The sequence below is a fragment of the Pseudactinotalea sp. genome (assembly GCF_048594945.1).
Classification (GTDB): Bacteria; Actinomycetota; Actinomycetes; order Actinomycetales; family Beutenbergiaceae; genus Pseudactinotalea.
The window spans coordinates 1-11,548 of sequence record NZ_JBMDXJ010000002.1 but is presented as its reverse complement, the minus strand read 5'-3'; the positions used below and the strand labels follow the sequence as shown (position 1 = coordinate 11,548).

The 11,548-nt window shown below is 71.1% G+C and carries 12 protein-coding genes; 8 read left to right on the top strand and 4 right to left on the bottom strand.

Translation table 11 applies throughout. The features are described from left to right. The first annotated feature begins 79 nt into the window (after positions 1 to 79). On the top strand, positions 80 to 556 hold the full coding sequence (locus ACOJSN_RS00110) for a phosphoribosyl-ATP diphosphatase (protein ID WP_420110477.1): 477 nt from the start codon (positions 80 to 82) through the stop codon (positions 554 to 556). On the opposite strand, the gene ACOJSN_RS00105 is transcribed toward ACOJSN_RS00110, so the two are convergent. The 3 genes from ACOJSN_RS00105 to ACOJSN_RS00095 all read right to left on the bottom strand — a co-directional run bounded on the left by ACOJSN_RS00105 (position 525) and on the right by ACOJSN_RS00095 (position 2,576). Beyond that, positions 525 to 1,217, bottom strand: coding sequence for a M50 family metallopeptidase (locus tag ACOJSN_RS00105; RefSeq protein ID WP_420110476.1), 693 nt, complete (start codon positions 1,215 to 1,217; stop codon positions 525 to 527). The two genes, ACOJSN_RS00110 and ACOJSN_RS00105, sit on opposite strands and share 32 nt — an antisense overlap. Before the next feature lie 96 nt (positions 1,218 to 1,313). Beyond that, complete coding sequence (locus ACOJSN_RS00100; RefSeq protein ID WP_420110475.1) at positions 1,314 to 1,856, bottom strand: DinB family protein; 543 nt, start codon at positions 1,854 to 1,856, stop codon at positions 1,314 to 1,316. Between the two features lie 48 nt (positions 1,857 to 1,904). Continuing rightward, positions 1,905 to 2,576, bottom strand: a complete 672-nt coding sequence (locus ACOJSN_RS00095) for a hypothetical protein (protein WP_420110474.1) — start codon at positions 2,574 to 2,576, stop codon at positions 1,905 to 1,907. A gap of 196 nt (positions 2,577 to 2,772) precedes the next feature. Between ACOJSN_RS00095 and ACOJSN_RS00090 the strand changes: the two genes are divergently transcribed. The 4 genes from ACOJSN_RS00090 (at position 2,773) to ACOJSN_RS00075 (ending at position 7,875) form a co-directional block, all read left to right on the top strand. After that, positions 2,773 to 5,274: a circularly permuted type 2 ATP-grasp protein gene (locus ACOJSN_RS00090; protein ID WP_420110473.1), complete on the top strand. Its 2,502-nt coding sequence runs from the start codon at positions 2,773 to 2,775 to the stop codon at positions 5,272 to 5,274. Next, positions 5,274 to 6,257: a transglutaminase family protein gene (locus ACOJSN_RS00085; protein ID WP_420110472.1), complete on the top strand. Its 984-nt coding sequence runs from the start codon at positions 5,274 to 5,276 to the stop codon at positions 6,255 to 6,257. The genes ACOJSN_RS00090 and ACOJSN_RS00085 overlap by 1 nt, the downstream gene beginning before the upstream one ends. A 17-nt stretch (positions 6,258 to 6,274) precedes the next feature. Then, the gene (locus tag ACOJSN_RS00080; protein ID WP_420110471.1) at positions 6,275 to 6,742 is read left to right on the top strand and encodes a PPOX class F420-dependent oxidoreductase; all 468 of its coding nucleotides are present in this window, start codon (positions 6,275 to 6,277) and stop codon (positions 6,740 to 6,742) included. A 200-nt stretch (positions 6,743 to 6,942) separates the two neighbouring features. After that, entirely contained in the window at positions 6,943 to 7,875 is a 933-nt protein-coding gene (locus ACOJSN_RS00075) for a hypothetical protein (protein ID WP_420110470.1), read from the top strand. A 169-nt stretch (positions 7,876 to 8,044) separates the two neighbouring features. Here the strand turns inward: ACOJSN_RS00075 and map are convergent, their stop codons facing one another. Then, the gene (gene map, locus ACOJSN_RS00070; protein WP_420110469.1) at positions 8,045 to 8,812 is read right to left on the bottom strand and encodes a type I methionyl aminopeptidase; all 768 of its coding nucleotides are present in this window, start codon (positions 8,810 to 8,812) and stop codon (positions 8,045 to 8,047) included. An 853-nt stretch (positions 8,813 to 9,665) separates the two neighbouring features. Between map and ACOJSN_RS00065 the strand changes: the two genes are divergently transcribed. Genes ACOJSN_RS00065 through ACOJSN_RS00055 form a run of 3 tightly spaced genes read left to right on the top strand, consistent with a single transcriptional unit; the run spans position 9,666 to position 11,440 of the window. Next, entirely contained in the window at positions 9,666 to 10,085 is a 420-nt protein-coding gene (locus ACOJSN_RS00065) for a (deoxy)nucleoside triphosphate pyrophosphohydrolase (protein ID WP_420110468.1), read from the top strand. A 42-nt stretch (positions 10,086 to 10,127) separates the two neighbouring features. Further along, positions 10,128 to 10,715, top strand: coding sequence for a TetR/AcrR family transcriptional regulator (locus tag ACOJSN_RS00060; RefSeq protein ID WP_420110467.1), 588 nt, complete (start codon positions 10,128 to 10,130; stop codon positions 10,713 to 10,715). Between the two features lie 32 nt (positions 10,716 to 10,747). After that, entirely contained in the window at positions 10,748 to 11,440 is a 693-nt protein-coding gene (locus tag ACOJSN_RS00055; protein ID WP_420110466.1) for a dienelactone hydrolase family protein, read from the top strand. Positions 11,441 to 11,548: the final 108 nt, after the last annotated feature.

The window sequence follows — 11,548 nt, the reverse complement described above, 5'->3', positions numbered from 1 at the left end:
GCCGTCGTGATCCTCGCGCCTCTCACGAGGCCCGAGGGTACGGCGCGGTGAGGAGCACGCGCTCCACTACTGTGGCGCGATGGACGCACGCGACCCCGAGGCCCTGGTGCGGGAGTTCCACGCAACGTACGCGCTGCCGGTCGCACCGGACGCACCGAGCGTGGACCGCGAGCGCGTGCACATGCGGATGGCGCTGATCGGCGAGGAGTTCGCGGAGCTGGTCGGGGCGGTCTACGGCGAGCGCGCAGGCACTCTGATGGAGCAGGCGTTCGCGGCCGCCATCGCCGCCGACGATGGCACCCGCGACACGGTCGAGGCCGCCGATGCGCTCGGCGATCTCGTGTACGTCACGTACGGCATGGCGCTGGAGTGCGGCATCCCGCTGGCCGACGTGCTCGCGGAGATCCAGGCGTCGAACCTGTCCAAGCTGGGCGCCGACGGGCGTCCGATCTACCGCGAGGACGGCAAAGTTCTCAAAGGCCCCGGTTACTTCCGCCCCGATGTGGCGAGCGTGCTGGCGCGGTTCACCGAACGGTCGTCGCCACCACCCACGTAGCCCACCCGCACACGAGCGCGAACGTGAGGATCCACACCGGCCGCGGCAGGCGCGCCAGCCGGGCGAGCACCCGCGCGTCGTTGCCCGCGGAGGTGTCCCGCGCCGCCGCGACCAGGTGCCGCCACGCACCGACCAGCAGCACCGCAGCCAGCCCCGTGAGCACCTGCGCCTGCAGCAACGGCCCGCCGAACCACCACAGCGCGGCCACGCCCGCGAGCGCACCGATGGTCACGACCGCCGTGAGCAGCGACCGCACCTGCACGAGCGCCACCACCAGCACCAGCCCGAGCACGGCGAGCACCGGAGCCGCCCATCCACGGCCAACCGCCACGGCGATCCCTGCCGCGAGCAGCGCAGGAGCCGGGTACCCGGCCCACGTGGTCGCCGCAAGCCCGGGGCCGGACCCGCGCCCCTTCGTGACCGCGTGACCTGAGGCGTCGCCACGCAGCACGAAGCCGGTGAACTTCCGGCCCACGAGGATCCCGACCAGCGCATGGCCGAGCTCGTGCACCAACGTCACCCCGAGCCGGGCCACCTGCCACAGCGGCGGCACCAGCACGAGAGCGAGAGCGACCGCCGCCACGATGCCGAGCTCGGCCGGCGAGAGCGACACCTCCGGACCGGGCTGCACCCGCTCCAGCGCCTGCTCCACCCAGCTCACCAGCCGACTCCTCGCGTCATCTGCCGACTCCCCGCACGCCGAGATCGTCGATCCGTGGCGAGATCGTAGATCCCGATCTACGCAGTCGGCACGGATCTACGATCTCGGCGCCCCAGGGTGGTGGCGCACGTCGTGCACGTGGTGCTCGAGATCGTGCAGCGCGTAGACCCCGAGCGTGTATGCCGTGAACACCGACCCGTTGCTCCGCCGGCCCGGCCGGTCCCATTGCTCCTGCGTCACCGCCGCATAGGCGGCGGCGAGCTCGCCGACGGCGGAGCCCACCTGGGCGGCCACCTCGCCCGGGCCCTCGCTCGCGTAATCACCCGCGAGCGCCGCCGCGTCCTGGTCCCAGTCGGCGAACGACGGATCCTCCTCGGTGAGGATCAAGGTGAGCCGACCGACCATCACACCCGCCATGTCGCGGACATGAGCCGCGTACTCGGTGGGCGACCAGACTGACGGGAATGGCCGCCGTCGGGCATCATCGGCGACGAGGCGCTCGTGCCACCCCGCGGCACCGGCCGCGAGCCGGTCCGCGAGTGTGGCACGCGTGACGCCGGCGGGGTCGAAGCCGCACTCGTCGCAGCGCCGGTCGAGGACCCAGGTCCAGTCCTTGCCGTCGGGCTCGATGGAAGTCACGTGGCCAGCGTGCCCCCTCACGGCATCAGATGCCAGGAGCGCTGCCGATCAGACCGCTGCACGGACGCGCTCGCGCCAGTCCTGCTCGACCAGGGGCGGCGCCGCGCCGGCCGCAGCGAGGTCGCGCGCCAGGTCCACAGCCTCGGCCAGCAGCCGGTGCAGCCGTGCGTCCGGGTCGTCGATGCAGGCAGTCGCCAGGCCCTGCACCGCGATCTCAACCATGCTCGGAGCCGGCGAGTACCGCGGCGGCACCGGTACCCGGCCGAGGAACTTCTCGGCCCACGCGGTGGCATCGGGGACGTCCCGCAACGCCGTGCGGGCGCGAGCACGCATCGGCAGGTGCGCAGTGCTGCGCTCGGCGGCCAGCAGCCGCATCGTGCCGACGGCGAGCGCGCGCTGGTGGGAGGCGGCCACGTCGCGGATGCTGTGCGCCACCGCGAGCAGCGCGAGGTCGCCTGCGAACGTGGCGGGCAGGTCGCGGATCCCCACGACCGCCGGCACCAGCGGGGCGAGATGCGGCCGCGCGGCGTCGGAGGTCGAGTCGTTGACCATCCGCGCAAGCGCGGCGAGCATCGGGTCGGTGCAGCGGGGAGCATCGCTCCAACGCTCGCCGGCGAGGTAGGACGCGAGCTCCATGAAGCAGGCACCGCGGCGGGGTGAGCGGTGCCGTCCGCGTGCGAGCAGGGGCAGTAGGTCTGGGGTGTCGATCGACGCAGCCACGATGGGCCTCCTGTCAGGACTCTCCTGTCCCATTCTGCTCCGCGGCGACCGTTCGCGCCAGGGATTCGGCGGTGATGAGCCCATGCATGAACGTGATGACGCGTGGCGCGCACGACCGCGAGCAAACTGCCAGTAAAGTGAGGGCGATCGCTGTTGGCGAGCCCGTCGACACTTGACCAAACCTTGAGAGACGCGCGTGACCGACCTCCTGGCCTCATACCGCGCGGCCGGTCCCGGACACGACGAGATGCTGCAGTCGGCCGGTCCGACGCGTGCCGCGTGGGACCAGATGGCCGCGCTGGCAGGTCTCGACTCCTGGGACCAGCTCGAGGAGCGCCGCGAGGACGTGGTGACCCTCCTCGAGGACCACGGTGTGCGGTACGGCGCCGACCCTGACGACGTCCCGTGGCCGCTCGATCCGCTCCCGGTGATCATCGACGAGGAGGAGTGGGTCGATCTCGAAGGCAGGCTCCGCCAGCGCGCCGAGCTGCTCGACGCGATCTTCACCGACCTGGTGACCGAGCGACGCCTGCTCGCCGACGGGCTGCTGCCGCCCGAGATCGTGCTGGCGCACCCCGGGTTCGTCCGCGCCGCCGACGGCATCCTGATTCCCGGCAGGCACCAGCTGTTCCTGCACGCCGCCGACATCGTGCGCAACGCCGACGGCGCGTGGCTGGCGCTCTCCGACCGCACCCAGGCGCCCAGCGGCATGGGCTACGTGATGGAGGATCGGCGCGTGATCGCGCAGGTCCTCGCAGGCCTGTACCGGCAGGCGAGGATCCGGCGGATCGGCCCCTTCTTCCACGCGATGCGGGAGGGCCTGCAGGACGTGGCGCCGGCCGGCTCCGGTGACGACCCGCGCGTGGCATTGCTGACGCCTGGCCCGTTCTCGGAGACAGCGTTCGACCAGGGGTACCTGTCCACGATGCTCGGGTTCCCGCTCGTGGAGGGCGAGGACCTGGTGGTTTCCGACGGGCGCGTGTGGATGCGATCGCTGGATGAGCTCGAGCCGGTCGACGTGATCGTGCGGCGCGTGGACGCCGAGTACTGCGACCCGCTCGACCTGCTCGGCAGCTCGGTGCTCGGCGTCCCAGGTCTCGTCGAGGCCGCCCGGACCGGCGCCGTGACGATCGTGAACCCGCTCGGCAGCGGGCTGATGGAGAACCCGGCGCTGCTCACGTACCTGCCTCGGCTGTGCCGGGCGTTACGCGGCGAGGAGCTGCAGCTCGGCTCGGCCGTGACCTACTGGTGTGGTGAGCGGTCGATGTGCTCGCACGTGATCGCCAACCTCGAACGACTGGTCATCTCCTCCACCTCCCCCGGCAGCGCGCCGATCCACGGGTGGGAGCTGAGCGCGCACGAGCGCGCCGACCTCGCAGTCCGGATCTCCCAGACCCCGCATCAATGGGTCGGCCAGGAGCCCACGGAGGCCTCCACCACGCCCACGGTGGGCGACCGACGCCTCGACGCGCGTTCCACGGTGATGCGGACCTTCGCCGTCGCCCGGCACGAGGGATACCAGGTGATGTCGGGAGCCCTGGCGCGCGTCACGTCGTCGGGCGGGCGCACCGAGGCACTCGCCCAGACCCCCCTGGGCAACGCGGCGAAGGATGTCTGGATCCTCGCCGCGGAGCCGCAGGCGCAGCTCGATCCGTGGCCGCTCGACGAGGCGGAGCCGATCGTGCCGCGTGGCCGGTGGGCCAACGCGATCAGCCCGGGCGTCGCCGAGGACCTGTTCTGGTTCGGCCGGTACACCGAACGGACCGAGTCCACGGTGCGCCTGATCCGCGCCACCTCGGACCGATGGGCCGACTACCACCTGCTCCCCCGCTCGACCGGTGGCCGCGCCCTCGAGGTGCTGATGTCCGCCGTCGGCGAGATCCTCGGACCCGGCTCTCTCGCCGAGCTCGTGCTCGAGGAGGACCGACCGGGGTCGGTGGCCTACGCCGTCGAGCACAGCACGCGAGCAGCCACCGCCGTGCGTGACCAGCTCAGCTCCGACACCTGGCTCGCGCTCTCGAGCATCGAGCGCGCACTCAACCGCGAGCGCGCCCGCCAGCACCGTGCCCCCGGGGAGGAGATCGGGCTCGGCCGGGTGCTGGCCCGCTCGCTCGAGGGACTCCTCGCGCTGTCCGGGATCGGCGCCGAGTCGATGGTCCGCGACGTCGGATGGTGGCTGATGGACGTGGGGCGCCGGGTCGAGCGCGCCCAACACCTCGTCAGCACCCTGACCGCGACGGTCACGCAGCGCCGCACCGCGATGGTCGACGCGATGATCCTGGAATCGGTGCTGATCGCCCACGAGTCCGTCATCACGTTCCGACGGCGGTCACAGACGCATGCGCGGCTCGACACTTTCTTGGAGCTGCTGCTCCTCGACGATGCCAACCCGCGCTCGCTCGCCTACCAGCTGGAGGAGATCCGCACGGACCTCGGGAGCATCCCGGCCACCGGCGCCCGAGTCAACGCACGCGACCAGCTGCTCACCGACCTGCACGCCCTGCTCACCGAGCTCGACCCCGCGGCCGTGGTCGTCGCCGATGCCGAGGGGCGCCGACCGCGGCTGCTCGAGCTGCTCGAGTCGCTCCGGTGGCGGCTGGGAGAACTCGCCGTGGAGATCGCCCGCGTGCACTTCGCCCGGCCGACACCCAGCCCGTGGGCGGACGCCTCAGGCACGTGGTCGAACGGGGGCTCCTGATGACCGACACCTCCCGCAACCGGCACTACCGCCTCACCCACCTCACCAGCTACACCTATCCGGAGGAGGTCACCTCCTCCTACGGCCGCGCTGCGCTGCTTCCGCGGCCCGGTGGCGGTCAGCAGGTGCACGCGAGCCGGTTGACGGTGACGCCGGAAGCCGCCGAGATGCGCGACCACCGCGACTTCCACGGCAACCTCTCCTCCTACTTCCACGTGACCGAGCCGCACACCGAGCTGCAGGTGCGCTCCTCGTCGGTGCTGACCGTCACGCGGCGGCGCCCCGACCGCGCGCGGCTGCCGAACGTGCCGTGGGAGATGGCGGCGCAGGCGGTGCGCACCGTGTTCTCGCCCGAGGTTCGCCGCGACGGCAGCATCGCCGGGGGCCTCGCGATCGCCGAGTCCAGGCTCGCCTCGCCGCTGATCGACCTGGGTGAGCAGGTCCGGGACTACGCGGCGCCGTCGTTCGCCCCCGGGCGGCCGGTCCCGGACGTCGTCGAGGACCTGTGCCGGCGCATCTACACCGACTTCGAGTACCGGTCCGGCTCCACCACGGTGCGCACCCGGCTGCCCGAGGTCCTCGAACGCCGCACCGGCGTGTGCCAGGACTTCGCCCACCTGCTGATCGGGTGCGCGCGGTCGATGGGGCTCGCCGCCCGGTACGTGTCGGGGTACATCGAGACCCGCCCGCCGGAGGGGCAGGAGAAGCTCCGCGGCGTCGACGCCTCGCACGCGTGGGCGTCGGTGTGGATGCCGGGCGGCGGCTGGCTGCACATCGACCCCACCAACGATCAGTTCATCGACAACCGCTATGTGGTGCTGGGCTCGGGGCGCGACTACCGCGATGTGTCCCCGCTGCGCGGCATCGTCTTCACCGACGGCCGCGGCTCCCAGCTCGACGTAGGCGTCGACCTGTGGCCCATCGAGCCCGACCAGGTCGAGGAGCACGTCGCCGAGGTGCTCGCCGGCATCCCGGCCTCCTGATCTGGGAGGCTGGGTCCATGCCTCGACAGATCGCCACCACCGACCGGGTCGACCGCGCCGCCATGGAGGACTTCGTGCGGCCACGTCACCACGGCATCCTCATGACCACCAGGTCCGACGGCGGAGCGCAGCTCTCGCCCGTGACCATGGGCCTGTCCGCCGAGGGTCAGGTGGTGGTCTCCACCTACCCTGACCGTGCCAAGGCCGTGAACCTCCGCCGCAACCCCACCGCCTCGGTGTGCGTGCTCTCCGACGACTTCGGCGGCGCCTGGGTGCAGCTCGACGGCACCGCCGAGGTGATCGACCCGCCCGACTCGGTCGAGCCGCTCGTCGAGTACTTCCGCTGCATCTCCGGCGAGCACCCCGACTGGGACGAGTACCGCGAAGCGATGCGCACGCAGGCGAAGTCGCTGATCCGGATCACCGTGGAGCGGTGGGGCCCGATCGCCACCGGCGGCTTCCCCGCCCGCCTCGCGGAGAGCTGACTCGCCGCACTGCTGCCGCCGCTGGCGTAGCAGAAGTGTCCCTGTGGGCGTGTTCGCCTACGCGCTCGGCGCTGGGGCGTAGCAGAAGTGTCCCTCTGGGCGGGTTCTGCTACGCCGGTGCCGCCGGGTAGCGGGGCGGAGTGGTTGCGCACCTGTGGATAGCCTCAGCGGCAGCGACCTGACTCTCGCCACGATGGCGTATGGCGTTCAACCCCTTGCAGCCGTTCACCCGTGCCGCGGCCGACGCCGCCGGCCTGACGTGGCGACGGCTCAGCGGACCGCGGTATCAGCGTCTGTTCCAAGGCGTCTACGTGTCCGCAGACGTCCCCGTGACGCCGCTCGTCCGCGCTCGCGGGGCGCTGCTCGCCGTGGGAGGGGATGCCGCGATCTACGGCGTCAGCGCCGCCGAGGTGCGCGAGCTGCCGGTGCCGGTCAGCGAGGACGTGCATGTGCTGGTCGACCCGGATGCGCGGCGCGTCCGGGTGAGCGGGATCGTGATCCACCGGGGACGGCGCAAACTCAGCGAGTACCGCGGCATCCCGCTGACGATGATGGCCGACACGTTCGTCGATGTGGGCCGGGATCATCCGCTGGTGGACGCCGTGGCGCTCGGCGACGCGATGGTGCTCCGTGGCTTCGCGACGCCGCAGCACCTCGTTCGCACGGCAGCGGCCGAGACCGGCCGGGGCATCCGTCGCGCGCGCCGCGCCGCCAGTCTCGTCCGGTCACGCGTCGACTCGCCACGGGAGACCCGGCTGCGGTTGCTGATGGTCTTCAACGGCCTGCCCGAGCCCGAGATCGCCTACGAGGTCACGGCGGCGGGGCGCATGCGCCGCCTCGACACCGCCTACCCCGAGTGGCGCGTCGCGACCGAGTACGACGGCCGCCATCACGTGGAGCGCGACCAGCAGTGGAGCGACGACCTCGAGCGGCGGGAAGAGCTGAACCACGAGCAGTGGCGCGTCGTCACGGTCACTGGCCGCCAGGCCTGGGACCCCGAGCGGGTCCTCGCGCGCATCAGGCGGGCCCTCGCCGATGCCGGTGCTCCGCTGCCGCCGCCGCGACAGGAGTGGCGGCGCCACTTCCCGGTGGCGCGCTCCTTCGCCGCCGACGGCGACCCTGCGATGCCGTGACACCCTGCACCCGCGCCGCCCGCGCGTAGCAGAAGTGTCCACCAGTGCCGATTCCGCCACGCTCCGAGCCCGCGGGCGTAGCAGAACCGTCCAGCGCGGCGGGTTCTACAACGCCCGCCAACGCCGCGCAGACCCAGCAGTCAGGCGAGGGCAGAGACGCGCTGTGCCCTCAGTCGCGGGCGGTGAAGACGATGGGGCCGTCGTGGGTGATGGCGATCGTGTGCTCGGAGTGGGCGCCGCGGGAGCCGTCGCGGCTGCGGAGGGTCCAGCCGTCGGGGTCGGTGTCGATCTCGTCCGTGCCGAGCATGAACCACGGCTCGATCGCGATCACGAGACCGGGACGTAGCGGGAGTCCGCGCCCGGCGCGGCCGGCGTTCGGGACGTGCGGCTCGCCGTGCATGGTGCGGCCCACGCCGTGGCCGCCGAAGTCGGTGTTGACACCCCAGCCGTGCTCGGCGGCGACCGCGCCGATCGTGGCGGCGATGTCGCCGATCTTGTTGCCCACCACGGCCACGTCGATCGCCTTCGCGAGCGCCTCCTCGGTAGCGGCGATGATCTCGAGGTCCTCGGCTCGCGGGGTGCCGACCACCATGCTGAGAGCGGAGTCGGAGACCCATCCGTTCACGCTGGCGGCGAAGTCCACCGAGAGCAGGTCACCGTCCACGAGCGTGTAGTCGTGCGGGAGGCCGTGCAGCACGGCGTCGTTGACCGAGGTGCACAGCACCTTCCCGAACGGGCTGGCCCCGAACGAGGGGTGGTAGTCGATGTAGCAGGAGGTCGCACCGGCCTTGCGGATCATCTCGTGCGCGAGCTCGTCGAGCTCCAGCAGGTTGACACCGACGGCCGCCTTCTCACGCAGCGCCGTCAGCACATCGGCGACGAACCGGCCTGCCGGTCGCATCGCCTCGATCTCGGTGGGGGACTTGAGCTCGATCACTCGCTCAGGGTACGTGCTCGACGGCGTGTCGCACGCGGGCTGCCGACCCGCCCCGGGCACACTGGTGCCAGGCAAAGCGAAGGCCCCTCGGAGTAGGCGTCCGAGGGGCCTTGCTTCGTTCGTCAGAACTGGTGGCCGAGGGATGAGCCACCGGCCGCGATCTTCCGAACCCGAGGGTTCTTCCGATCCCCCGCCGGAGCGGGTGGCCGTCCGATGAACTGAACCAGTCGGGCCGTTCGGTGAACGGGCGTCATCCGCGCCACCCGGATCGTCCGAGCCGAAGCCCTTCTGATCCGCCTCACCGCCGGTGTCCGATCGGTCTCTCGACCGTCCGTGGGAATCGGTCCGGGTCTCCCCGTTGTCCTCATCCGACCTCGATCCGGTCTCCCGGTTCTCGGTCTCGATCGCTTCGGACCAGGTGTCGCCACCTCCTCCCGCGGACCAGCTCCCCGAGCCATCCTCCGGTCTCCCGAGTTCAGGTTCGGATCGGCGCCGGAACCGCGTCTGGAGGGGCCTTCACCCCGCCTCCGCGATCGACTGGTCGATCTCGATGGGATAGTTCTAGTAGCGGTTCAACAGCTTCGCAAGAGGGTTCGTAGACCGAGTTTTTATCCCCAGTTGACGCACAGGTCGGTCCACAGGCCCACCTGCACAGACATCGCTCGTCCACACCCCTGTGCACCAAAATTGTGGACAACCAGGTCTTTCTCGGGGTTGACGAGCCGGCGGTCGACCCTCGCTCGACTGCGATGTGAACGGACGATGAACTACCCACAGGGCCGGGCACAGGCTGTGGGAACCACCACACCTTCGGGTCACCGATCGCCGTCGGGCTCGCCGATAGGTTGACAAGGTGAGCAAGCCCCTCGTCGTCGCCGCTGCGATCGTCGATGATCTCGCTCGTCCCACTCGGCTGCTCGGCGCCCGCCGCAGCGCTCCCAAGTCGTTGGCCGGCCGGTGGGAGTTCCCGGGCGGCAAGGTCGAGCCGGGCGAGGCGGACCTCGACGCGCTGCACCGCGAGCTCGAGGAAGAGCTCGGGGTCACGGCGACGATCGGCGCCCCGGTTCCAGCCCCGGGCGGCGGGGACTGGCCGATCACCAAGGGCTACTGGATGCGGCTGTGGTTCGCATCGATCGATCGCGAGCCCGAGCCGCTGCTCGACCATGACGAGCTGCGCTGGCTCACCGTGGAACAGCTCACCACGGTGCCGTGGCTCGATGCCGACTTGCCGATCGTCGAGGTCGTCGGAGCGGCATTGCAGCCGAGCGTTTAGGACAGATTCGCTCAGTCCGTCACTTCATGGCAGGATGGCTGCGTGCCCAAGATCATCGGCTCCACGCTCGCTGAGCATCGGGAGCAAGTCCGGACCCGCCTGTTCACCGCGTTGGCGCAGCTCATGGACACCACCGGGTTCGACACGCTGACGATGTCCGACATCGCGGCGGAAGCTGGGGTGGGCCGCACGTCGGTCTACAACCATTTCGCCGACAAGGAGTCGCTCCTCATCGGCTACATCGAGCACGAGACCGGGCAGTTCCTGGTCGATCTGCGCGAGGCGCTCGAGGGCGTGACAGACCCCGAGGAGCGGCTGCGCGTGTACATCCGCCAGCAGATGGCGCTCACCACGAGCTATCACGCGCCCGGTCCAGACCTGCGCACGGTCGTCTCGCACGACACCGTGACTCGGTTGCGCGAGCACGTGCGTGAGGTCGAGCGGATGCTGCGCGAGATCCTCGCGGACGGCATCACCGCCGGCCGCCTCCCCGACCAGGACGTCGATGCCGTGGTGCCGTTGGTGCACGCGTGCCTGACCGGCCGCGCCCGCCCGCGCGACGAGGACAGCCGTGTGCGCGCCGTGAGCGCCACCGAGGAGTTCGTGCTGCGTGCCGTCGGCGCCTCCTGATCCAAGCCCGGCGGATCGGTAGGGTCGCGAGCATGAGCGACCACCCAGGTTCCGTCATCCAGATCGAGGTCGACGGCGGGGCTCTCCCCGTGCATGTCTTCTCAGCGGAGTCCGGGGGTGGGCCTGGCATCGTGCTGGTACAGGAGATCTTCGGGGTCTCTCCGTACGTGCGCGACCGGGCCGGCGATCTGGCGGCAGCCGGGTACGTGGTGCACGTGCCGGAGCTGTACTGGCGGCTGGAGCAGCCACCGCTCGACGAGGCCGCACCCGACCTGCTCGCCCAGGCGATGACCAGGATGAATGCGCTGCCATGGGAGTACGCGGTGGCCGACACCGCGGCGGCCACGCGGAACCTGCGCGACCTGACCGGGAAGGTCGGCTTGGTCGGCTTCTGCTACGGGGGTGGCGTGGCGTTCAACGTGGCGGCAGTCGAGCCTGTCGATGCGCTCGTCTCCTACTACGGGAGCGCGCTGCCGAACCTGCTCGGGCTTGCACCGCAGGTGAGCGCACCGTCGCTGCACCACGTCGGAGAGTCGGACTCCTACATCCCGGCCGAGACCGTGGAGCAGGTCCGCGCGGCGGTGGTCCGCGAGGGCGTCGAGTTCCACACCTACCCGGGCGCGGACCACGCGTTCGACAACTCCCGCCCCGAGTTCCACCATCCGCAGGCGTCAGCGCTGGCGTGGGAGCGCACGCTCGCCTTCCTGCGCGAGCACCTCGGCTAGGTTGAGCCGCATGAAGCAGCGGGGGCGTGTGAAGTCGTTCATCGCCGTCCTCATCGCGCTCGGCATCCTCGTCGGGGCGGGATACCTGGGCGATCGGTGGGTCCGCTC